The organism is Microvirga sp. TS319, assembly GCF_041276405.1.
Taxonomy (GTDB): domain Bacteria; phylum Pseudomonadota; class Alphaproteobacteria; order Rhizobiales; family Beijerinckiaceae; genus Microvirga.
In genome coordinates this window covers 1333741-1355521 of record NZ_JBGGGT010000001.1, presented here as the reverse complement: position 1 = coordinate 1355521, position 21781 = coordinate 1333741, and the positions used below count along the sequence as shown (strand labels likewise).

At 60.7% G+C, this 21781-nt stretch carries 22 protein-coding genes; 11 read left to right on the top strand and 11 right to left on the bottom strand.

From position 1 onward, the window contains the following. Nucleotides 1-32: 32 nt before the first annotated feature. On the bottom strand, nt 33-920 hold the full coding sequence (locus AB8841_RS06155) for a LysR substrate-binding domain-containing protein (protein ID WP_370434944.1): 888 nt from the start codon (nt 918-920) through the stop codon (nt 33-35). A 193-nt stretch (nt 921-1113) separates the two neighbouring features. Between AB8841_RS06155 and AB8841_RS06150 the strand changes: the two genes are divergently transcribed. From AB8841_RS06150 to AB8841_RS06130, 5 genes are read left to right on the top strand one after another with little or no spacing between them, the layout of a single operon-like run. Next, nucleotides 1114-2373, top strand: coding sequence for a hypothetical protein (locus AB8841_RS06150; RefSeq protein ID WP_370434943.1), 1260 nt, complete (start codon nt 1114-1116; stop codon nt 2371-2373). Next, nucleotides 2370-3287 carry a glutamate/aspartate ABC transporter substrate-binding protein gene (locus AB8841_RS06145; RefSeq protein ID WP_370434942.1) on the top strand — a complete coding sequence of 306 codons (918 nt, stop codon included), beginning with the start codon at nt 2370-2372 and terminating at the stop codon, nt 3285-3287. The genes AB8841_RS06150 and AB8841_RS06145 overlap by 4 nt, the downstream gene beginning before the upstream one ends. Nucleotides 3288-3326: 39 nt before the next feature. Beyond that, nucleotides 3327-4064 (top strand): amino acid ABC transporter permease, encoded by a 738-nt coding sequence (locus tag AB8841_RS06140; RefSeq protein ID WP_370434941.1) that lies wholly within the window; start codon nt 3327-3329, stop codon nt 4062-4064. A gap of 5 nt (nt 4065-4069) precedes the next feature. Next, a complete protein-coding gene (locus tag AB8841_RS06135) occupies nt 4070-4741 on the top strand; it encodes an ABC transporter permease subunit (RefSeq protein ID WP_370434940.1) in 672 nt (223 codons plus the stop codon). Then, nucleotides 4741-5466, top strand: coding sequence for an amino acid ABC transporter ATP-binding protein (locus AB8841_RS06130; protein ID WP_370435555.1), 726 nt, complete (start codon nt 4741-4743; stop codon nt 5464-5466). The genes AB8841_RS06135 and AB8841_RS06130 overlap by 1 nt, the downstream gene beginning before the upstream one ends. A gap of 103 nt (nt 5467-5569) precedes the next feature. Here the strand turns inward: AB8841_RS06130 and AB8841_RS06125 are convergent, their stop codons facing one another. From AB8841_RS06125 to AB8841_RS06105, 5 genes are all read right to left on the bottom strand, one after another. After that, complete coding sequence (locus AB8841_RS06125) at nt 5570-6958, bottom strand: NAD(P)H-dependent oxidoreductase (RefSeq protein WP_370434939.1); 1389 nt, start codon at nt 6956-6958, stop codon at nt 5570-5572. Nucleotides 6959-7044: 86 nt separating this feature from the next. Beyond that, nucleotides 7045-8310 carry a 3-oxo-tetronate kinase gene (otnK, locus tag AB8841_RS06120; protein WP_370434938.1) on the bottom strand — a complete coding sequence of 422 codons (1266 nt, stop codon included), beginning with the start codon at nt 8308-8310 and terminating at the stop codon, nt 7045-7047. Continuing rightward, entirely contained in the window at nt 8307-9119 is an 813-nt protein-coding gene (locus AB8841_RS06115; protein ID WP_370434937.1) for a hydroxypyruvate isomerase family protein, read from the bottom strand. The genes otnK and AB8841_RS06115 overlap by 4 nt, the downstream gene beginning before the upstream one ends. 4 nt (nt 9120-9123) lie before the next feature. Then, entirely contained in the window at nt 9124-9843 is a 720-nt protein-coding gene (otnC, locus tag AB8841_RS06110; RefSeq protein WP_370434936.1) for a 3-oxo-tetronate 4-phosphate decarboxylase, read from the bottom strand. Between the two features lie 64 nt (nt 9844-9907). Next, entirely contained in the window at nt 9908-10597 is a 690-nt protein-coding gene (locus AB8841_RS06105; protein WP_370434935.1) for a GntR family transcriptional regulator, read from the bottom strand. Nucleotides 10598-10818: 221 nt separating this feature from the next. On the opposite strand from AB8841_RS06105, the gene AB8841_RS06100 reads away from it, so the two are divergent. The 6 genes from AB8841_RS06100 (at nt 10819) to AB8841_RS06075 (ending at nt 17817) form a co-directional block, all read left to right on the top strand. Continuing rightward, complete coding sequence (locus AB8841_RS06100; protein WP_370434934.1) at nt 10819-11844, top strand: 4-hydroxythreonine-4-phosphate dehydrogenase PdxA; 1026 nt, start codon at nt 10819-10821, stop codon at nt 11842-11844. Nucleotides 11845-11907: 63 nt separating this feature from the next. Beyond that, nucleotides 11908-12903 carry a Bug family tripartite tricarboxylate transporter substrate binding protein gene (locus AB8841_RS06095; RefSeq protein WP_370434933.1) on the top strand — a complete coding sequence of 332 codons (996 nt, stop codon included), beginning with the start codon at nt 11908-11910 and terminating at the stop codon, nt 12901-12903. A gap of 79 nt (nt 12904-12982) precedes the next feature. Further along, nucleotides 12983-13462, top strand: a complete 480-nt coding sequence (locus AB8841_RS06090) for a tripartite tricarboxylate transporter TctB family protein (RefSeq protein WP_370434932.1) — start codon at nt 12983-12985, stop codon at nt 13460-13462. Nucleotides 13463-13602: 140 nt separating this feature from the next. Further along, nucleotides 13603-15117 carry a tripartite tricarboxylate transporter permease gene (locus AB8841_RS06085; RefSeq protein WP_370434931.1) on the top strand — a complete coding sequence of 505 codons (1515 nt, stop codon included), beginning with the start codon at nt 13603-13605 and terminating at the stop codon, nt 15115-15117. Between the two features lie 58 nt (nt 15118-15175). Next, nucleotides 15176-16066: an NAD(P)-dependent oxidoreductase gene (locus AB8841_RS06080; protein ID WP_370434930.1), complete on the top strand. Its 891-nt coding sequence runs from the start codon at nt 15176-15178 to the stop codon at nt 16064-16066. A gap of 23 nt (nt 16067-16089) precedes the next feature. After that, a complete protein-coding gene (locus AB8841_RS06075) occupies nt 16090-17817 on the top strand; it encodes an IlvD/Edd family dehydratase (RefSeq protein WP_370434929.1) in 1728 nt (575 codons plus the stop codon). 260 nt (nt 17818-18077) lie between these two features. On the opposite strand, the gene AB8841_RS06070 is transcribed toward AB8841_RS06075, so the two are convergent. From AB8841_RS06070 to AB8841_RS06050, 5 genes are all read right to left on the bottom strand, one after another. After that, the gene (locus tag AB8841_RS06070) at nt 18078-18281 is read right to left on the bottom strand and encodes a CsbD family protein (RefSeq protein WP_370435554.1); all 204 of its coding nucleotides are present in this window, start codon (nt 18279-18281) and stop codon (nt 18078-18080) included. A gap of 220 nt (nt 18282-18501) precedes the next feature. Further along, nucleotides 18502-19404: a shikimate dehydrogenase gene (locus tag AB8841_RS06065; RefSeq protein WP_370434928.1), complete on the bottom strand. Its 903-nt coding sequence runs from the start codon at nt 19402-19404 to the stop codon at nt 18502-18504. Nucleotides 19405-19409: 5 nt separating this feature from the next. Then, nucleotides 19410-19859: a type II 3-dehydroquinate dehydratase gene (locus AB8841_RS06060; RefSeq protein ID WP_370434927.1), complete on the bottom strand. Its 450-nt coding sequence runs from the start codon at nt 19857-19859 to the stop codon at nt 19410-19412. 28 nt (nt 19860-19887) lie between these two features. Then, nucleotides 19888-21189 carry a TRAP transporter large permease gene (locus tag AB8841_RS06055; protein WP_370434926.1) on the bottom strand — a complete coding sequence of 434 codons (1302 nt, stop codon included), beginning with the start codon at nt 21187-21189 and terminating at the stop codon, nt 19888-19890. Continuing rightward, nucleotides 21186-21704: a TRAP transporter small permease gene (locus AB8841_RS06050; protein WP_370434925.1), complete on the bottom strand. Its 519-nt coding sequence runs from the start codon at nt 21702-21704 to the stop codon at nt 21186-21188. The genes AB8841_RS06055 and AB8841_RS06050 overlap by 4 nt, the downstream gene beginning before the upstream one ends. Nucleotides 21705-21781 lie beyond the last annotated feature (77 nt).

Genomic DNA, 21781 nt, shown 5'->3' with positions numbered 1-21781 from the left:
TCCGTGCAGTGCATCGAGGAAGGAGAATGCGGCTAGGCAGTCGAGTCGGCAAGCAGACGGGAGAAAGCTTCTCCCAGAAGCGACGGGGCAAGCGCCATGGATCGGGCCAGCGATACATCGACGCGAATTGAGGGGCGCAGTTCCTTGATGACCAGCCCTTGAGACATGGTGTTCGCGATATAGGGGTTCACGATGCCGACGCCCACTCCCGCCACGACGAGCGCGCAGATGGTAATCGAGGAGTTCGTCTCGACCACGATGTTCTCCGGAGCACCGAGCCTGGCGAGCAGCTCACGCATGCGGATCACTATGTTGTCCGAATCGTTGAGCAGGATCATCTGATGCCTACGCAGTTCTTCCAGATCGACCCAGTCTGCGCGCGCCAGCGGGTGGTTTTGTGGAACGATGCAAACGGCTGAGGTCGTCGTCATGACACGGGTTTCAAAGATCGACGGATCCACATCACCCGTGGTCACGGCGAGGTCGATCAGGTTTTGGTTCAGCAGATCCGCAAGCTGAGGCGTCGGAAGGGTCTGAAGCCCAACGAAAGTACCAGGAAACTGGGCTAGGAAGCGCTTGATCACCTGCGGCAGCAGGCCTGTGGCCAAGGTGGAGGTGCTCCCGAGGCGAAGAACGCCAGCGCCCGACTTGCGAAGGATACCGACCGCTGTCTCAATCTTCTCCAACCCTTCGAAATTCCGCCGAACGGATTCGTAGAGCTGGCGCCCCTCCCGAGTGGGCCGGAGTCGGCCGTGATGGTGCTCAAACAGCTTGAGCCCAGTCGCACGTTGAAAATCTGCCAGCTTCCGGCTGATCGACGGCTGCGTCGTGTTCAGCGCTATCGCGGCAGTGGTCGTCGTGCCGGTCTCCATGACAGCCTTAAAGGCTTGAATCTGTTGAAAACTATATGGCTTGGACACCCGGTCACACCCTAGGACTCACGATAAAGACTATATCAAATGTGCATAGATATGTGTCAACAAAGCATTTTTCAGCATTCCTGGTCGCCACTAGGTTGGCCTCTGGCAGGTCCAATATGACGCGCTGACCAGTGAGGCACCCGTGAATTTTCCCCTTGAATCGTCGAACAAAGCCCTGACGCAAACTCGGCTCGTGCAACGGATTGGCAACGATGCGGGACATCACTTTTTTGGTTACTACGACAAGACCAACTGGGGCGCGCAGGATCGATTGCTGCTTGGTCACCGCGTTCCGGCTCGCGACTTCGAGATCGGAGTGGATTCAGTTGCCGAGATCGGCTTTTTCGATATGGCGGGCGACGGCGCCTTTCACGTCATAGGCGCAACGACCGCCTGGAACTGGCAGATGGGAAGTCAGCTGCAGTGGCTGGATGCTGCGACCAGCCGTCGCCTGATCTACAACGTACGTGCAATGGGAGGCCTGTATCCGGGCTTCGGCTCGGTCATCCACGACCTGGATACCGGAGAGTCGCGCGAGCTCGACGCGCCCATCTATGTCGCGGCGCCGAATGGCCGCTATGCTCTGACGGTCGATTACGAGCGGCTGTACATAACGCACAAGACGATCGGCTATGTCGGGCAGGATGGCGCGAAAAGCGACCTGCCCCTGTGTCCCGATGACGACGGCATCCACCGGATCGATCTGGAAACGGGCGAGACCCGGCTGCTGATCAGCTATGCGGAGCTGAAGGCGCTCGATCACCGGCCGTCGATGGACAGGGCGATACACTGGGTCAGCCATATCGAGATCAACCCGTCCTCTGACCGGGTTCTTTTCCTACATCGCTGGACCGAACGGGTCGAGGATGAAACGTGCTTCCTGCATCGCCTGATCACGATGGATCCCGGCGGAAACGACGTGCGGATCTTGGAATGCTCGGACCATCCGCTGCCGCAACTGGCCGAGAATTTCGATCCGAGCCAGGTCGGCACCTTCGATTACGAAAAGTCGGAATATCAGATTTCTCACCCTCTGTGGCGCGATGATCGCCATATCATCGTGTGGGGGCCGCATGGCGGGGCGATCCACTATCATCTTTACGAAGATGTTCATCCTACGCGGGTTACGATCGTCGGTGATGGCATCCTGACCGAAAACGGTCACATGACCTATTCTCCGATCAACAAGAGATGGCTTCTGACAGACACCTACCCGGATTCAGTGACGAACGAGCGGGTTCTCATCCTTTTCGATGTCGAACGGAACATCCGTCACGATGTCGGCAGCTTCTATGCCGATCCGAACTTGACCAAGGAAAACCGCTGCGATTTGCATCCGCGATGGAGCCAGGATGGCCAACGCGTCTGCATCGACTCGATGCACGAACACGAGCGGCAAATGTACGTGATCGATGTGTCCGCAATACTGAACGACAAGGGAGAAGACGAATGACGATGGCGATTGCAAAATATCTCGCGTGTGTCGCAACGGCCGCGCTGATCAGCGTCGGCGCGACGGCCGCTCACGCACAGGCGACGGGGCTGGACGGCACCTTGGCAAAAATCGCGGAGGACGGCGTCGTCGTGGTCGGGTATCGCGAGGCCTCGATCCCGTTCTCCTATTACGACGACGCCAAGAATCCAATGGGCTACTCCATGGACTTCACCGATGCCGTGATCGAGCAGATTAAAGCAAAGATCGGGCGCCCTGATCTGGAGGTCAGGAAACTGCCGATCACGTCCCAGAACCGCATTTCGCTTCTGCAGAACGGGACTATCGACTTTGAATGCACGACGACGACGCATAACGAGTCCCGCGAGAAGCAGGTCGACTTCACCAACAGCATCTTCGTCGTGGGCACACGGCTGATGACGCAAAAGGACTCAGGTATCAGCGATTTTCCCGACCTCAAGGGGCAGAATGTCGTCGTCGGCGCGGGGACGACCTCGGAAGTCCTGCTGCGGAAGATGAACACCGAGAAGCAGATGGGCATGAACATCGTCAGCGCCAAGGATCACGCCGAATCCTTCCTGATGCTGTCGACCGGGCGTGCCAAGGCCATGATGATGGATGATGCGCTGCTGGCCGGCGAGCGGGCGAAGGCGAAGGATCCATCCAAATACGTCATCACAGGCACGCCGCAATCCCGTGAAAGCTATGCCTGCATGGTGCGAAAGGGCGATGCGCAGATGAAGCAGCTTCTGGACACGACGATAGCCGACCTGCAGACCTCGGGTAAGGCTGCCCAGATCTACCAGAAGTGGTTCATGTCTCCGATCCCACCCCGCGGCCTCAACCTCGATTTCCCGATGTCGGATGACCTCAAAGGCCTGTTCGCTCAGCCCAACAGCAACATCCTGAACTGACGGAGCGCGGCGGTCGGCTGAAGCAGGGAAACCACAATTATGACCTATAACTGGAGCTGGGACGCTCTGCTGCAGCCGGTCGCCACAGGCGAAAACTCGACATATCTCGGCTGGGTCATTGACGGTCTCATCGTGACGTCAGCGCTGACGATCGCGGCATGGCTACTTGCGCTTTTGCTCGGCACCACGCTCGGAATTGTCCGGGCGTGGCCCGGCCGGGCGGGCGACGTGATCGGTGCAGTCTATGTCTCGGTCTTCCGAAACATCCCGCTGATCGTGCAGTTCTTTATCTGGTACTTCGTCGTGCCCGAGATCCTGCCGACCGCTATCGGCGACTGGATCAAGAGCATCACGCCCATGACCCAGGTCTTCATGATGTCGGTGCTCGCACTCGGCTTCTTCACCAGCGCCCGCATCTGCGAGCAGATGCGGGCCGGGATAGGATCGCTGTCGCGCGGTCAGTTCCAGGCGTCCCTCTCTCTCGGCTTCACGACGATGCAGAGCTTTCGCCATATCCTTTTGCCGCAAGCCTTCCGGAAGATCCTTCCGCCATTGACGTCGGAGTTCCTGATCATTTCGAAGAACTCGGCCGTCGCGTCCACGATCGGACTGCTGGAGCTTAGCGGACAGGCGCGGCAATTGGTCGACTATACGGCCCAACCTTACGAATCCTTTATCGTCGTGACCGTCGCTTACATGCTGCTCAATTTCGTCATCCTGCAGGTGATGGGTCTGGTCAGGCGGCGCGCGGCCCTCCCAGGCATGGTGAGAGGATAATGGGAATGGAGTTCTTCCAGAACATTGCGTCCGCCTGGGGCATCATAGGCACCGGCATCGCGATCACCCTCCAAGTGACAACCGTTGCCATCATCGGCGGTCTTCTAGGGGGAACGCTGCTTGCTCTGTTCGCAGCGTCGAAAAGCAGGTTCCTGCAGGCATTCACACGGATCTACGTCACCCTTTTCCGATCGATTCCGCTGGTGATGCTGCTTCTGTGGTTTTATCTCATCGTGCCGCAGGCCCTAAAGGCAGTCTTCAACATTTCGCCCAGCGTTGATATTCGTCTGGTGTCGGCGATGGTGGCGTTCGTGCTGCTTGAATCGGCATTCTTCGCCGAGATCATCCGCTCAGGCATCATCGGTCTGTCCAGGGGCCAGTTCAACGCCTCCGCGTCGCTTGGCATGACCTACATGCAGTCAATGCGCCATATTATCCTGCCGCAGGCCTTCCGCGCGGTCCTGCCGATCATCATGACGCAATGCATCGTGATTTTCCAGGATACTTCGCTGGTCTATGTGATCTCGCTCGGCGATTTCTTCCGCAACGCGGTCAGCATCGGCGAACGAGACGGCAACCTCATGCAGATGCTGGTTTTCGCCGGAATTGTCTATTGGGCCATCTGCTCGAGCCTCAGCGGCCTGGTCCGGAAATTGCAGCAAGGATCGATACGATAATGATCGAACTGAAGAATGTCTCAAAGTGGTATCATGACTTTCGGGCCTTGCACGATTGTAGTGTGCAGGTGGGAAAGGGCGAGGTCGTCATCTTCTGCGGTCCGTCTGGCTCGGGCAAATCGACCCTCATCAAGCTGATCAACGGCCTTGAGAGCTTCGAGAAGGGGGACATCCTCTTTCAGGGTCGGTCCATCAAGGCGGCGGGGGTGAAATTGCCGGAACTGCGCCGGAGGATCGGCATGGTGTTTCAGCATTTCGAACTGTTTCCTCACCTCACGGTGCTGGAAAACTTGACGATCGCCCAGATCAAGGTGCTAAAGCGTTCGCGCGCCGCTGCCGAAGTCAAAGCTCTCTCCCTGCTGGATCGCGTCGGCCTGACGGCGCATGCCAAGAAGTATCCCAGCCAGCTCTCGGGCGGTCAGCAGCAGCGGGTTGCCATTGCCCGTTCGTTGTCGATGGATCCTGAAGTCATGCTGTTCGACGAACCGACCTCGGCTCTCGATCCCGAGATGATCAACGAAGTCCTGGCCGTCATGGCGGAACTCGCCCGCGACGGCATGACCATGCTGTGCGTCACGCACGAGATGGGATTTGCCCGCCAGGTCGCTGACCGAGTGGTTTTCATGGATGCCGGCTCGATTGTGGAGATTTCGCCAACTCAGGAATTCTTCTCGGCACCAAAATCCGAACGAGCTCGAGATTTTCTGGGCAAGATCCTTCACTAGAGCATCGGACGTGAAAAGTGGACCCACTCTTGGGATCCAATCCGATGCTCCACTCCTTAAAATAGCGCATCGTTCGAGCGGCCCGCTGGGTCCGCACGATGCGCTAGCGACCAAAGAAACGCGTATCCTGACTGCGGCGAAGCCTGAGCAGGGGCGATTCTTCCAGGAGCTCCAGCTTGCCAATGCCGATTTCCTCACCTTTGCGAACCGGAGCCGCAAGCCTGCAATCGGCCGCGAGGTAATATGGCGCCGGTGCGTCGGCCGTCAGCGGTCCGGCAGGCCTGAACTCGGCGGTGACCCCAGAGATCGTGTGATGATGGCCTCCCATGGTCAGGAGCGTTCCAGCGGGGAGGTCCTCTGTTGCAACAGCAATCAGGTCGTAGCGCGGCCGGTAATCGGACCCGTAGCCAGAGACGCGGTGAACCGCCGCATCGAGGATGCTTGAGGCGGCTTCGAGCCCCAAAAGGTGGCGGGGCAGGTAAGCCATTGCCGTTTCGCCGGTCCGGCTGACGATGTGTCCTTTTTGAGCAAGCATCTCCCAGCTCTTGGCGTCCTCGCAGCGGATGACTGCAAAGACGCCACCTGCGAAGCTGATCTCGTCCGGCTTGCGGAGACAGTGGAACACATCGAGGCGGCGTCCACCAGCGAGAAGCCCGCCACTCTCACGTCGTGAAAAGATCGTTGGCACTTCGCCGATACGCGCGAGAGGAGCGTGGAGGTCCATGCGATCGGGCTGCAGTCCGGTAGCGTTCGCAACGACCATGAGTTCGCATAGGTCGGGAACAGCGCGCTGCGGAAAGGTAGCGATAGCAGCGTGCCGCTCTCTCAGAATTTCATCAACCGCACGCTCGCCCAAGTCCCAGTGAGGGGCAAGGTTGACGTCGTACGCCACCCGCCCGTTGCTGCTCACCTGCCGTGTGGTCGGATCGAAGACGAAGTCGTACTCACTCGACTTTCCGGCTGCGATGATGTCGAAGCCCATCACCTCCGCCCAAGTCACGAGACCGATAAGGAGGCTTGGCTGATCTCCGTCGACCGTCGTGACGATCAGGTCACGGTCCGCCGCAAGAGCCTTGAGCCCTGGCCCGATGACGCTATCCAGTTCCTTCGTCACGAGCGCAAGATGCTTCCCGGCTTCCATCGCGATGAGCGCGTGCCTGGCTGCGGCAACAGGCTGTCCTGTCGCCTCGACCACGACGTCCACCGGAAGTTCGGCCACAACCGCAAGGTCGCCGGCCGCGATGTAGTCGCACCGATCCCAAGCAACCCTGGCATCTCTTGCAGATGTGCAAATTTGAATTCTTCGTGGCGCGATGCCCGCGGCCCTCAACCCTGATGCCGCGCTCTCTGCCGTCAGATCAACGGCGATGCGTGCGTTCATAAGCGGGACGCGCTGAGCCTGGCCGAGAAAGCTCTGCCCGAAGCCGCCTGTTCCGACGACGCAGGTCTCAACAGGGCGCTCGGCTTTTGAATAATAGGCATGGTAGTTCATTGCGTATTCCTCCCAGCCGATATGCTCGGTGGCACTCGAAATGTTTTCGTTGAGCGTTCGGACGGGCCATCCACTTGCGCAGAGCGTTACCGGAGCATGCTCCATGCCTTCAGGAAGAAGTCCGGGGCGCCGAAATTGCCTGACTTAAGCGCAAGTGCCAGGTCGGTTCCCGCAAGCGTCCGCGTCCACGGAACGCCCGGGTCGATCTCCGGCCCGATCGTGAGTGCCTGCACGCCAAGAGCATTGACGACAGCGCCCGACGTTTCGCCGCCGGCCACGATGAGGCGCGTGAAGCCGCGGGCCGGCAAGGAGCGCGCGATCTCGGCCAGGGTCCGCTCCACGATCTCGCCTGCTTCCATGCGGCCGATTTGTCGCTGCACCTCCTGCACCGCCTCCGGTTTCGCCGTCGAGTAGATGAGGACAGGACCGCCCGTCGTCTGGGTCGAAAGCCAATCGAGAACGGTCGCTGCGGTCATGGTGCCGGATGCGAGGGCCGTGGGATCGAGGCGAAAGGCCGGAACGCCTCGCTCCATCGCCGTTTCGACCTGCCGGTTGGTTGCGCTTGAGCAGGATCCGGCAAGGATGATCTCGCGTCCTTCGGGAGCATCGAACCTGTCGGCAGGGGCCTTTCGAATGACGCTCTCGCCCGCGCGGTAGGCCGCAGGCAGGCCCATGGCAACACCCGATCCGCCGGTGATCAGCGGGAAATCAGCCGCCGAGGTGCCGATCGAGCGCAGATGCCGATCGGTCAGGGCATCGACAATCACGATCCGGTGGCCGGCTTTCTGCTCCCGCTCGAAGGCGGCCCGGATCGCATCGGGACCTGCCTCAACATCTTCGAATGTCACGAGGCCGACGGAGAGCTTCGTCTGCCGCTGTAGAACCCGCACGAGATTGGCGTCCCGCATGGGCGTCAGCGGGTGATCCTTCATGCTGCTCTCATGCAGCGGCACGCCATTGACGAAGAGACACCCCTGATAGATCGTGCGGCCGGTGGCAGGGAAGGCGGGGCAGGCGAGGGTGATGTTACTGCCCGTGAAACCAAGAAGTGCTTCAGTTACCGGTCCGATATTACCTTCGTCCGTGGAGTCGAAGGTGGAGCAGTACTTGAAGAAGAAGTGCCGTGCTCCTGCCTTCCGCAAAGCCTCGGCCGCGGACAGGGATAGTGCGACAGCGGCCCTCGCGGGGATGGTTCTCGACTTCAGGGCGACAACGACGGCGTCAGCTCCGGAGAGATCCACATCTGGCCCCGGCACGCCGATGGTCTGAACGGTCTTGAGCCCTTCGCGGGCGAGCATGAGCGCAAGGTCTGTCGCTCCCGTCAGATCGTCTGCGATGCATCCGAGTTTCATGCCTGGTCGCTCCCTACGGAAGATGGGTTGCAGCCGTCCGACCAGGCCGAGAGCCACCCAAGCCCATCCTCGGTGCGTCCGCGCGGCCTGTACTCGGCACCAACCCAGCCGTCATATCCCATCCGGTCGAGGGCACGGCAGATCTCGGCATAGTCGATCTCGCCCTCGTCCGGTTCCGCACGGCTGGGCACGGCCGCGATCTGAACATGCCCGAGGAGCTTCAGGTGGGTCTCGAGGCGGCGGGTCAGATCGCCCTGCATGATCTGGGTATGATAGCAGTCGAACATGATCTTCACGTTCGAGCGAGCCACCTGCTCGATGATCCCTGCGGCCTGCTCGACGCGAGAGAGAAAGTAGCCGGGCTTGTCCCGGTGGTTGATGGGCTCGATCAGGACCGTCATGCCGGCCCGGCCCGCCTTGTCGGCTGCAACCTTCAGGTTCTCGATGAAAGTACGCTCGGCAGCCTCGAGGGCATCGGGCGATACCGCCCCGGCCATACAATGGACGGCACTTGCGCCGATCTGGGAGCCGTATGACACGGCCACATCCACGGTCTGCTGGAATTCGCCCTCTCGTCCCGGCACTGCTCCCAGGCCGAAATCACCCCCGACCGCGTTGCCGACGGGCGTGTTCACTCCCAGCATCGTCAGGCCGTTCCGCTGCAGTTCCCCGCGCATTGCCGAAGCGGGCACCTGATAGGGCCAGTGCATTTCGACAGCCTTGAAGCCGCTGGCGGCAGCCGCGGCGAACCGATCCAGCTCGGAGTGTTCGGTGAAGAGAAAGCCAAGATTGGCCGAGAAGCGGGGCATCGGTTCATCCGCATGTGTTGGAATGGATGTGAGGCTCGGTGCACGAGCCGTTGCTCTCTTCCGGATCATCTGAGCCGGTCGCCTGATCCAGCTTGAAATGGGTTACGAGATCGCGAACCTGGGCGCGTGTCAGCACCCGCGGGTTGAGGTGGTGCAGCAGAAGATGAAGCTTTGCGGTCTCTTCCAGTTCTTCGGTCGCATATACCGCCGCCTCAAGATCCTTGCCCGCCACGACCGGACCGTGATTGGCAAGGAGAACCGCGCTGTAGCGCCCGGCAAGGCCACGGATGGCGTCCGCGACGGCAGGGTCGCCGGGACGGTAGTAGGGCACAAGCGCGGTGCGTCCGACCCGCATTACGTAATAGGCTGTCATCGGCGGAAGCACATCGTGCGGATTCACTTCCGGGAGCATCGAGACGGCGACGGAGTGAGTGGAGTGCAGATGAACGATGGCGCCCGCATCCTGACGCGTTGCGTACAGTGCCGCGTGGAGCGGCAGTTCCTTGGTTGGCGCATCACCCGAAAGAAGACGACCCTCGGAATCGAGGCGGCTCAGCCGGGCCGGATCGAGGAAACCGAGCGAACTGTTGGTTGGTGTCGTCAGCCACCCTCCGTCGTCAAGGCGAGTGGAAATGTTCCCCGATGAACCGGCCGTCAGCCCACGCTCGAACAGGGACCGACCGAACCGACAAATGGCCTCTCGGAGCTTGCTCTCAGCGCTCACGCCACGGCTCTTGGAGATGCTCGCTCATGGAGAGCAAATGGATTGGCGGTAACACAGTGAGATCTCAGATGGCATTCTTCACGCGCTGCCATGTCTTCTCCATGTGAGCAGTCAGCACTGCGCACAGGCGATCCGAATCCCGTGCCTCTAAAGCGCCGATGATCTCTTCATGATCGGCAACTGCTCCGGCCCACTTCTCCGGCCCTTCATTGCCGATATACCGGATCCGCCGCAGGCGGGCCTGCAGAATACCGTGCACATAGGCCAGAGCCTCGTTCTTGGAAAGGCGCAGGATGGCCGAATGAATATTCTGGTTCAACTTGAAGTAGGGCAGGCGATCCCGCTTCTCGTACATGTCGATCATGCTATCATGCAGCCCGCGCACCTCTTTGATCTCGTCGTCCGACGCGTGTTCACAGGCGAGGCGGCCGGCCAAGCCTTCTAGATTGCCGAGGACTACAAGGCTGTCGTGGACGTCCTTAGCACTGAACTGCCGCACGACCGCACCGCGCCCCGGCGACAGCTCAACAAGCCCCTCGCTTGCGAGGAACTTGAGCGCTTCTCGCAAAGGGGTGCGAGAGACCCCAAGCGTTTTGCCGAGGTTGCCTTCATGGATCCGGCTCCCGGCCGAAAGTTCACCCTCGATGATCATGTCACGGACCCGGGTCACGATCGCATCGTGAAGGCTGGGGCGGGCGATAGGGCCGCGGACATCGAGGTCTTCGTCGAGCAGGACTAATGTTCCCGTTGTCATTGTTCGATCCGATTCCAGCCGCTTAAACGCACAGAAAACAGAAAGTGAAGCTTTGTTCCATATAGACTTTATACTGAGCTCACGCAAACAAAATGCTGTATGCAGAATGCTTGTGCTCCCACATTTTCGTTGGTAGCGTCCCCATCTCATCTCGGGAAGGGGTTGCTGTGAGCTCGCATTCTTCAACGTCAAGTTCAGCTAAGCCGACGATTGCCTTCGCTATGGGCGATCCGGCAGGCATCAGCCCGGAACTGGCCGCCAAGCTCATTGCGTCCGACGAGTTTCGTAGTCGGGCCGACCTGCTTGTCTTTGGCGACCTGCGGATACTGGAGGGCGGTGCCAAGGTTGCTGGCGTCACCATGGACGTAGAGGTTGTGGCAAGTGAGGATGTTGTTCCTGATCACATAAGTCGTCCGGTATTTATTGACCTGAAGAATCTCAGCCCGGATCAAGTCGTTCCCGCCACAGCAACTCTGGAAGGCGGTCTGTTCGCCACAGAGAACTTCCGACGCGCGCTCCTTCTGGCACAGTCGGGACGTGCCGACGGCGTGTTCTTCACGCCTTTCAACAAGAAGGCCATGCGCCTTGCCTATGACGGCTACGATGACGAGATCCGCTTCGTTCGCGACGTACTCAAGACCTCAGTAGACGCAAGCGAGTTCAACGTGCTGGGCAAGCTCTGGAACGCCCGCGTCACCTCGCACATTCCGCTATCACAGGTAGCCTCCGCCATTTCGGAGCCATCGATCCTCAGATCCCTGACTCTCGCAGACCAGTGCATGCGCGCCGCCGGGTTCAACCCGCCACGGATCGCGGTTGCCGGTCTCAATCCTCATGCAGGCGACGGGGGCAACTTCGGCAGCGAGGAAATCGACGTGATCGAGCCGGCTGTCCGCCAAGCCGTCGCCAAAGGTTTTACCGTCGACGGGCCGTTCCCGTCGGACACCGTATTCCTGCGGGCCAAGAGTGGCGACTTCGATGCCGTTTTGACGATGTATCACGATCAAGGGCAGATCGCGATGAAACTCATGGGCTTTGATAGGGGTGTCACGCTCATCGGCGGTTTCCCGTTCCCGATCTGCACCCCCGCGCATGGAACAGCCTACGAGATCGCAGGCCGCGGGATCGCAAATCTTGGCGCAAGTCGCGAGGCGCTTTCATTAGCAATCCGCATGGGATCGGAAGGGCGGGCCCGCCGAGCCAGAGGCGAAGCTGGCACTAATTTCGCTGCGGCCGTCAATCCCTAAGAGCAAGATCAGCGCAAGAGCTGACGCTATCGGATGGAACCGTTCAAAAGGAGGAAATGAGTGATGCTCAAGAAAACGTCATGGCTGATTGCGACCGCGATTGCGGTCACGTTCGCAGGAGGAGCCCAGGCTGACTGGAAACCGACGAAGACTGTCGAGTTCGTCGTCACTTCAAGTCCGGGTGGCGGTACGGACAATTTCGCCCGTGTCGTGCAGTCGATCATCTCAAAGTACAAGTTGATGGATCAATCCGTCATTGTCACCAATAAGGGTGGCGGCAGTGGCGCAGAGGGATTCGTCTATACGAAAGTCGCTGCGGGCGATCCCTATAAGCTGACTTTCGGGACCAACAACGCCTATCTGCTGCCGTATGTGGCGAAACTCGCCTACAAGGCAGACGATTTGACGCCGGTTGCAGCCATGGCCCTCGATGAGTTCCTGCTCTGGGTCAATGCGGACTCTCCCTACAAGGATGCCAAGAGTTACATCGAGGCGGTGAAGGCGAAGCCGGAGACCTTCAAGATGGGCGGCAGCCAATCGAAGGACACAGATCAGACGCTCACAAGTCTCATCCAGGATGCGGTTGGTGCCAAGTTCATCTATGTTCCCTTCCAAGGAGGCGGGGCAGCTGGCGTGCAGCTTGCCGGCGGTCACATTGACTCGAACACCAATAATCCCAACGAGAATGTCGGGCAGTGGAAGGCCGGCACCGTAACCCCCCTCTGTGTGTTCAGTCCGACGCGCCTGCCGGAAGGCCCGAAAGTCACTGCCGCGATGGGCTGGTCCGACATCCCGACCTGCAAAGAGGCCGGTATTCCGATCGACCAGTTCCAGATGCCGCGCACCGTATGGCTGCCGGGTGGCGTTCCCTCAGAGGCGGTCGCGTTCTATGTCGACGTTCTGAAGAAGGCGAGCGAGACACCGGAGTGGAAGGAGTACATCGAGCGTACCTCTCAAACCAGTCGCTTCCTGGCCGGCGCGGACTTGAAGAGCTTCATCAGTTCGGATGATGCCAAGAACCGCAAGGTCTTCGAGAAAGAAGGCTGGGTCGTCCACTAACCGTGACGTTCTCAATAGCCGGCGTGGACTTGTCTGCGCCGGCTGAACCCGCACGGCATTATCAAGCTGGATGAGCACCATGATTTCTCGTTTTACGGCTGAGGTCGGAACCGCAATGCTCACGGCAGGCTTAGGCCTCGCTGCCGTGGTCGGCGCACTCGAGTTCGGTATCGGTTGGGGAGATGCGGGACCGGAGCCTGGCGCCTTTCCCTTCTATGTCGGTCTTCTCGTGGTTGCCGCAAGCGTCGGCACCCTGATACAATCGTTCGTTGGCCGCCAGAGATTGCAATCGCTCTTTCTGGACCACGAGCAGGCGAGGCGCGTCGCTTCATTCTTCATCCCGATTGTCATCTTCGTGGTGGGCTCACTCCTGCTCGGACTTTATGTGGCAGCAGCGATCTACCTCGCTTTCGTCATGCGAGTGCAAGGCGGCTACCGACTCTTCATATCCGCTGCCTCCGGCGTAGCCGCAGCAGTCGCATTTTACCTCGTGCTCGAAGTCGCATTTCAGGTCCCCCTGCTGAAAGGACCGCTCGAAGCCGCTCTGGGCCTCTACTAGAGCACCGGACGCGGGAAGTGGAATCCACTTTTGAGATTCCCTCCGATGCTCCCCCTATAGAACAGCGCATCGTTCTTGCGAAAGACCAGGTCTGCTTTTTCGCACGAGGCGCTAGCCTCCAGCCCTGACGGAGACAGGCCGTGGAAAATTTTGCATCACTTCTTCATGGTTTCGGCGTTGCGCTATCGACGTATCACATCGCTCTGATGATCGTTGGCGTACTGCTGGGCATCCTTGTCGGTGTTCTGCCGGGCCTCGGCGCACCGAACGGCGTCTCGTTGCTGCTGCCACTGACATTCACAATGGATCCGGTCGCGGCGATCATTCTGCTCACCAGCATGTACTGGGGCGCGTTGTTCGGCGGATCCACGACCTCCATTCTGTTCAATATTCCAGGTGAGCCTTCATCCGTCGCAACGACCTTCGACGGCTATCCGATGGCCCGACAGGGGCAGGCTACGCAAGCGCTGACACTTGCGTTCCTGTCGGCGGGCTTCGGCGCTCTGGTGGGCATTATCCTCATCACGGTTCTATCGACCTGGGTGGCGAAGTTCGCGCTTCGGTTCAGCTCGCCTGAGTATTTCGCGGTCTACTTCGTGGCATTTGCCAGCTTCATCGGCCTCGGTGGCGCGTCCCCTCTCAAGACGGTCGCTTCTATGGGGCTGGGCTTTGCCTTTGCGACCGTCGGCATGGACACGGTCTCAGGCGGGCTGCGCCTCACCTACGGCTTCAGCGAGCTCATGTCCGGCATCAGCTTCCTTACCGCCGTCATTGGCCTCTTCGGTATCGGCGAACTCATGCTCACCATGGAGGAAGGGCTTCGTTTCGATGGTATCAAGGCCCGCGTCAGAATCCGAGATGTCCTTCAGACCATCGCGACGCTGCCGCGCTACTGGGTGACGCTGCTGCGCAGCAGCGCCATTGGCTGCTGGATGGGCATCACACCCGGTGGTCCGACTGCAGCCTCCTTCATGAGTTATGGATTGGCAAAGCGCTTCTCTCGCCGCAAGGAGGCATTTGGAAAAGGCACGCCGGAAGGTATCGTTGCTCCGGAGACGGCGGACCATGCCGCTGGCAGCAGCGCGATCCTGCCGATGCTGGCTCTGGGTGTTCCCGGGTCGGCGACTGCCGCCGTGATGATGGGTGGCCTGATGATCTGGGGTCTCAATCCCGGCCCCATGCTATTCATCGAACGGCCGGATTTCGTCTGGGGTCTGATCGCAAGCATGTATCTTGGCAATGTTGTCGCTGTGCTCTTGGTGCTGGTGACAATTCCGCTCTTTGCCTCGATCCTGCGCATTCCTTTCTCCATTATCGGCCCGGTGATCGTCATCGTGTGCTTCATCGGTGCCTACACCGTTGCAGGACGACCTTTCGATCTCTGGTTGGCGCTGGCCTTTGGTATCGTGGGGTACCTGTTCAAGAAGCTGGACTATCCAATCGCCCCGCTCGTGCTGGCGATGGTGATCGGAGACAAGGCCGAAGATGCCTTCCGGCAGTCGATGATCATGTCGAAGGGATCCGTGTCGATCTTCTGGTCGAATGGCCTCGTCGCAACGCTCATGGTGATTGGTCTCGCGCTTGCCTTCAGTCCTGCTCTGTCTGCCCTGCTGCGTAAGCTGATGCGGCGCAAGACATCTGCCGCGACGGCATGAGTGCAATGTCAGGAGGCTCGCGCGGTACCCCGGGCGAGACCGTGTGAAGGAGGGTCCAGTGACGCCGTCTAGTTCCGTTGCCGTGGCGTTCCTCGGTATCGGCCTCATGGGGGCTCGCCAGGCACGGCGATTACTCGAGGCAGGCTATGAAGTGACCGCCTGGAACCGGTCACGTGAGAAAGCCGAGACGCTCATCCCGTTCGGGGCGCGTATAGCCGAGACCGCCTCCCAGGCGGTTCAGAGTGCAGACATCGTCGTTCTCATGCTCGAGAACGGAGACATTGTGAGCGACGTGCTATTCTCACAAGGGGTTGCCGATACCTTGCGACGGGGCAGCATCGTCGTCGACATGAGCTCCATCAAGCCGGCGGAGGCTCAAGATCATGCCGGGCACCTGGCCGCGCGTGGGATTGACCACATTGATGCACCGGTTTCAGGTGGAACGGTGGGGGCGGAGCAGGGGACGCTGGCGATCATGGCTGGCGGCGACGAACAGGTTTTCTCCCGCGTGAAGCCAATTCTAGAAGTCATGGGCCGCCCCGTTCATGTCGGCCCGCACGGGGCCGGCCAGCTCGCGAAGCTCGCCAATCAGATCATCGTTGGCGTCACCATCGGTGCCGTCGCCGAAGCGCTGCTCTTGGCGCAGCGCGGTGGAGCGGATCCGGCCAAGGTTCGGGAGGCTCTTCGCGGCGGCTTTGCCGAGAGCCGCATTCTTGAACTCCATGGTCAGCGGATGGTGGAACGGGACTTCGTCACCAAGGGGCGTTCGGTCACGCACCTTAAGGATCTCGACAACGCCCTCGATGCCGCCGAGCGGCTCGCCCTGGACGCCATCCCCTACACCGCCCTCACTGCCGATCTCTTCCGTGGTCTCATCGCGAACACGGGCGACCTCGACCATAGCGGACTCCTTGTCGAGCTCGAACGCCGGAATGGCGTCGCCGTCTGACGGACCTTTAGGAGAGAAATGAAATGACTGAGAAGAAGCGCCTGCGCAGCCAGGCCTGGTTTGGCCGCCAGGACAAGATGGGCTTTTATTATCGCTCGTTCCTGAAGAACAGCGGGTTCCCGCAGGATCAGTTCGAAGGCCGCCCGGTGATCGGGATCTGCAACACCTGGTCCGAACTGACGCCGTGCAATGCCCATTTCCGCACGCTGGCCGAGCACGTGCGATACGGGGTGCTGGATGCCGGCGGCTTCCCGCTCGAGTTTCCGGTCTCGTCGCTCGGCGAGGTCACCATGCGGCCGACCGCCATGCTGTTTCGCAACCTCGCCGCGATGGACGTGGAAGAGGCCCTGCGGGCCCACCCGCTCGACGGCGTGGTCCTGCTCATGGGCTGCGACAAGACCACGCCGGCCCTGCTGATGGGCGCGGCCTCCGCCGACCTGCCGACCATCGGCGTCTCGGGCGGGCCGCAGCTGCGCGGCGTCTATCGCGGCACCTATATCGGCTCGGGCACCAACATCATCTCGATGAGCGAGCAGCTGCGCGCCGGCGAAGTCAGCCTCCCGGAGTTCCACGAGGCCGAAGGCGGCATGAACCGCTCGGCCGGGCATTGCATGACCATGGGCACCGGCTCGACCATGGCCGCGATGGTCGAGGCGCTCGGCGTCGGCCTGCCGGAGAATGCCGCCATTCCGGCCGCCGATGCCCGCCGCAACCACCTCGCCCGCCGGGCGGGCCGGCGCATCGTCGAAATGGTGCAGGAGGATCTGGTTCTCTCGCAGATCCTGACCCGCCCGGCCTTCGAGAACGCCATCCGCACCCTGGCCGCCATCGGCGGCTCGACCAACGCCGTCGTGCATCTGCTGGCGATCGCCGGACGGGCCGGGATCGACCTGACGCTGGACGATTTCGACCGGCTCGGCCGCGACATCCACTGCCTCGTCGACCTGATGCCGTCGGGCCGCTTCCTGATGGAGGATTTCTACTACGCGGGCGGCCTGCCGGTGGTGCTGCGGAGCCTCGGCGAGCGCGGTCTGCTGCACAAGGAGGCGCCGACCGTCAACGGCAAGCCGCTCTGGGACAACGTCAAGGACGCGCCCTGCTGGAACCGGGAGGTGATCACCCCGTTCGAGCAGCCGTTCAAGCCGGATGCCGGCATCGCGATCCTGCGCGGCAATCTTGCGCCCGATGGCGCCGTCATCAAGCCGTCCGCGGCCTCGCCCGGGCTGATGCAGCATACCGGCCGGGCCGTGGTCTTCGAGACCATCGAGGAGCTGCACGAGCGGATCGACGACGACAGCCTCGACATCGACGAGAGCTGCGTCATGGTGCTGAAGAACTGCGGCCCGAAGGGCTATCCCGGGATGGCCGAGGTCGGCAACATGCCGCTGCCCCAGAAGCTGCTCAGGAAGGGCGTGCGCGACATGATCCGGATCTCGGATGCGCGCATGTCGGGCACGGCGTACGGCACGGTGGTTCTGCACGTGGCCCCGGAAGCGGCCGCCGGCGGACCGCTGGCGCTGGTGCAGAACGGGGATCTGATCACGCTCGACGTCGCGGCGCGCAGCCTGCATCTTCATGTGGAGGCGGCGGAACTGGAGCGCCGGCGCGCGGCCTGGACGCCCCCGGCGGCCCATGCTTCCCGCGGCTATGTGAAGATGTATGTCGATCACGTCATGCAGGCGGACCAAGGGGCCGACCTCGATTTCCTGGTCGGAAAAACCGGGGCGCCCGTGCCGCGCGACAATCACTGAGACAGGGACCCAAAAACACTGAAGGGACGGAGACCATCGCCTTGTCCGGACGATCCGCCAAGCGCCTATCATGGCGTGTTTTCGGTCGCGCCGACCATTCGCTCCGTTTCGAGTGCGGCGCCCCCTTGTGCGCCTGAAAAGCTTGCGCGGGGAGCCGAGGCTCGTCGTTCACACGACGGCTATCAACGGATTGAAGCTATGATCTGCGCCGTGACGGCCCGGCGCAGATCAAGAAAGAAATCCCCGGAAAAAGCCGACAGTTACCAAGTCTGGCGGTTGTACCAGTCATCGACATCCTGGCGTACACGGTCCTTTTCGAGACCATAGCGTTCTTGGATCTTGCCTTCGAGCTGATCACGCTGGCCATTGATGACATTCAGATCGTCGTCCGTGAGATTACCCCACTGCTCCTTGATTTTGCCCTTGACCTGCTTCCAGTTGCCCTCGACCCGGTTCCAGTCCATGCCTTGGCTCCTTCTGTTGGTGAACACGCAGCAGTAACGTTCGGTGAGCTGACAAAGTTTCGCAGAGCGGGGCGCGCGGAGGATCACCGGCACCAAGCGGCGTTGCTCAGCAAACCGTTTGACGCTTTCCCGCATCTACAGATGGCCCATGACTGACGCGAGCAGGATCGCGTTTGGACAAAGTGACTGGTCACGTCAATTGAAGTTTCGTTCCCGACTTTTACATCGCGCTGAAGTGTTGGAGCATCCGGGTGGCATCCGGTTCGCGGCCCGTGAAGAGACGGAAGGCGCCAACGGCCTGGAAAACGGCCATTCCGCCGCCGGACATGGTGCGGCAGCCGTGAGCGCGCGCCTGGGCGAGCAACTCGGTCTCCAGGGGAAAATAGACGATATCCGCGACCCAGAGATCCGAGCGCAGCAGATCGGCCGGAACGGCCATGCCGGGATACTTTGCCATGCCGAGGGGTGTTGCATTGACCATTCCATCGGCCGTCGCCATTGCGTCAGCAACAGGAATGCCGGTTGCTGCACGGCTTTGGCCGAACCGTTCGCGCAACGTCGCGACGAGACGTTGGGCGCGGCCGTCATCCTGATCGACGACAATGACTTCCCCCGTGCCCAGCGTCAGGAGGGCATGGGCAACGGCCGCGCCGGCGCCCCCGGCGCCGAACTGAACCACACGGCTGCGGCGCACATCGGACAACTCGCGCCGGAAGCTTTCCGCAAAGCCCCACCAATCGGTGTTGTGTCCGATGCTTCGACCATTCTTCAGCACCACCGTGTTGACGGCCCCCAGTGCCGCCGCGTCTGGCGACAAGTCGTCGAGAAGCGGAATGATGGCCTGCTTGCAGGGATGGGTGATGTTGAGGCCCGCAAAGCCGAAATACCGGGCAGCCTTGAGGATGTCGAGCAGGGCGCTCGCATCAAGGCCGAACATTTCCAAGTCGATCAGCTTGTAAACATATCGCAATCCCTGCTCGGCCCCTTCCTGCTCGTGAAGGCGCGGCGTTCGGGAGGCCTGGATGCCGGTGCCGACCAATCCGACGAGAACTGACGGGCAGACCCCAACATCCCTGGCCTTGCCGGTCCGGGATTCGGCTTCATGGGATGGCTCTTCCGTCATGGACATCAGGCCCCGGCAGGCGGCTTGCCGATCAGGTCGAATATGGCCCGTAAGGCCACGGAATAGCCGTTCGTGCCAAGGCCCGCGATGACGGCCGTCGCTACCGGGGAGACATAGGACTTGTGATAGATCGGCTCGCGCTTGTGGATGTTCGAGATGTGCAACTCGATAATTGGGCCAGGGAACATCTTCAGCGCATCCATGATGGCCATGGACGTGAACGTGAAGGCAGCCGGGTTGATGATGATGCCGCCGCCTTCGTCGATCGCTTCGTGAACCCACTCGATAATCTCATATTCCCGGTTGGATTGACGGAAGATGATGGGACGGCCAGACGCAGCCTCACGGCACGAAGCCTCAACTTCGGCCAAGGTCGTCCGACCGTAGATCCCCGGCTCGCGGGTTCCAAGACGATTGAGATTGGGGCCATTGAGAATGTAGATCGGTTTGCTCATGAAGACACTTCTCTGCAGATGGGGCCATTCACCCCTGATAGCCGAACAGCCGTGGGAGCCAGAGGACGGTTTCAGGCACGAAGGTAAGGATCGCGAGCGCCACGATCATGGCGAAGAGGAAAGGGAGCGTATCGCGAACGATGTCGCGCAGCGGCTCTCCGGAGATGTTCGCCATGATGAAGAGAAGCAGGCCGTAAGGCGGCGTGATCAGGCCGATCATGATGTTCACGACCACCACGACGCCGAAATGCACAAGATCAATGCCGAGCGCCTGCGCCGTCGGAACGAAGACCGGCACGACGATGAGCAGGATCGCCGTTCCTTCCAGCACGCAGCCCAACACCAGCAGCAGAATGTTGACCAGGATCAGGAAACCGACCGGCGAGAGATTCCATGCCGAGAGCAGCGCCTTCACGCCTTCGGGGATATTTTCGACGGTGACAACGTAGTTGAATACGAGCGCGCCGGCGATCAGCATGCCGATGGAGGCCGTCGTGCGTGCGCTGATCGCGAGCGATCGGTAGAAGTCGCGCCAGCTCACACTGCGATAGAGGCCAGCCGAAATGACGAGCGCGTAGGCGGCCGCCACCGCAGCAGCCTCTGTGGGCGTCATCACGCCGCTGTAGATACCACCGAGAAGAACGACCGGCATCATCAGGGAGGGAAATGCTTCCCAGGTGATCCGCGGCAGCTTGCGCATGGGAACCGGCTTCTCGACCGGGAAGTTCTTGCGGCGCGCCGTGATGAAGACGATGATCATCTGACTCAACGCCATCAGGAGGCCAGGAATCACGCCGCCAAGGAACAGATATCCGATCGAGGCATCGGATACGAGGGCGTAGAGCACCATCGGGATCGAGGGAGGGATGATCGGTCCGATGACGGACGACGCGGCAGTCAGGGCCGCCGCATAGCTCGGCGTATATCGGCCGTCGCGGGTCATCATCACCTGCATCATGCGGCCTGTGCCGGCGGCATCCGCGATCGCCGAACCAGACATGCCGGCAAAGATGATGCTCTGCAGGATGTTGACGTGAGCCAATCCTCCGCGGAAGCGGCCGACGAGAGCGTTGCAGAACGCCATGAGCCGATCGGTCATGCTACCGATGTTCATGAACTCGGCGGCCAGAACGAACAAGGGCACCGAAAGGATGATGTAGTTGGAATACATCCCGTTCAGGAGCTGCTCCGCAGCCGTTCCCATGTCCAGTCCGGCTAGGTAAAGATACAGGATCGAGCCCGCGATCATCGCATGGCCGATCGGCAGCCCGAGAAAGGCGAGAAACGTGATCGCAACGACCGCGAGCGAGAAGGGGCTTGTCAGGTTCATACGCCGGAACTCGCCTTGGTAGGATCGAACTCGTCGGGTGCCACGCCGCGCAGCGCCTGCCAGCCGAGCCAAATGTAGCGGATGATGGTGGCCACGACGAAAACGATATAGATTGAGAACAGCCAGTCGAAGCGGATCTTGAGATAGCTGGTCTTTTCCACCTTCATGAAGGTGACGTAATCCAGAACCGCCGGGAATGAGATGACGTACAGTGTGATGAGCGCGATGGCGGTGACGACGCACAGCACCCTGCGGGCACCGGGACCGACCGCTCCGTAGACGATATCGAAGCGGATCTCCTCGCGTTCGGTGATGACGAAGGCTGCGCCCCAGAGAACGAGCCAGATCCAGAGGATCACGCTCGCCTCATGCGTCCAGCCGATAGGCAGGCCGAGAACATACCGGAAGACGATCTGGAGAAGAAACGCCAGGAACATCGCCGCCAGCATGGCGGCCACGACATTCTCGGCCCGTCGGGCCAGCCAGGAGCCTACCGTCCTTAACCCTGCGGTCATGGAAATCCATCCCTTGGTTCAGAAAGGGTCATCCAAGCATCGCTCGGAAGAAAAGGGCCCGCCGGATGCGCATGTCC

Coding starts and splice junctions, on each gene's coding strand:
- AB8841_RS06060 (WP_370434927.1), bottom strand. CDS start 19,859: ATGAGCAAACCGATCTACATTCTCAATGGCCCCAATCTCAATCGTCTT.
- AB8841_RS06070 (WP_370435554.1), bottom strand. CDS start 18,281: ATGGACTGGAACCGGGTCGAGGGCAACTGGAAGCAGGTCAAGGGCAAA.
- AB8841_RS06050 (WP_370434925.1), bottom strand. CDS start 21,704: ATGACCGCAGGGTTAAGGACGGTAGGCTCCTGGCTGGCCCGACGGGCC.
- AB8841_RS06095 (WP_370434933.1), top strand. CDS start 11,908: ATGCTCAAGAAAACGTCATGGCTGATTGCGACCGCGATTGCGGTCACG.
- AB8841_RS06105 (WP_370434935.1), bottom strand. CDS start 10,597: ATGACAACGGGAACATTAGTCCTGCTCGACGAAGACCTCGATGTCCGC.
- AB8841_RS06130 (WP_370435555.1), top strand. CDS start 4,741: ATGATCGAACTGAAGAATGTCTCAAAGTGGTATCATGACTTTCGGGCC.
- AB8841_RS06140 (WP_370434941.1), top strand. CDS start 3,327: ATGACCTATAACTGGAGCTGGGACGCTCTGCTGCAGCCGGTCGCCACA.
- otnK (WP_370434938.1), bottom strand. CDS start 8,310: ATGAAACTCGGATGCATCGCAGACGATCTGACGGGAGCGACAGACCTT.
- AB8841_RS06075 (WP_370434929.1), top strand. CDS start 16,090: ATGACTGAGAAGAAGCGCCTGCGCAGCCAGGCCTGGTTTGGCCGCCAG.
- AB8841_RS06125 (WP_370434939.1), bottom strand. CDS start 6,958: ATGAACTACCATGCCTATTATTCAAAAGCCGAGCGCCCTGTTGAGACC.
- AB8841_RS06135 (WP_370434940.1), top strand. CDS start 4,070: ATGGAGTTCTTCCAGAACATTGCGTCCGCCTGGGGCATCATAGGCACC.
- AB8841_RS06055 (WP_370434926.1), bottom strand. CDS start 21,189: ATGAACCTGACAAGCCCCTTCTCGCTCGCGGTCGTTGCGATCACGTTT.
- AB8841_RS06115 (WP_370434937.1), bottom strand. CDS start 9,119: ATGCCCCGCTTCTCGGCCAATCTTGGCTTTCTCTTCACCGAACACTCC.
- AB8841_RS06145 (WP_370434942.1), top strand. CDS start 2,370: ATGACGATGGCGATTGCAAAATATCTCGCGTGTGTCGCAACGGCCGCG.
- AB8841_RS06065 (WP_370434928.1), bottom strand. CDS start 19,404: ATGACGGAAGAGCCATCCCATGAAGCCGAATCCCGGACCGGCAAGGCC.
- AB8841_RS06090 (WP_370434932.1), top strand. CDS start 12,983: ATGATTTCTCGTTTTACGGCTGAGGTCGGAACCGCAATGCTCACGGCA.
- AB8841_RS06100 (WP_370434934.1), top strand. CDS start 10,819: ATGGGCGATCCGGCAGGCATCAGCCCGGAACTGGCCGCCAAGCTCATT.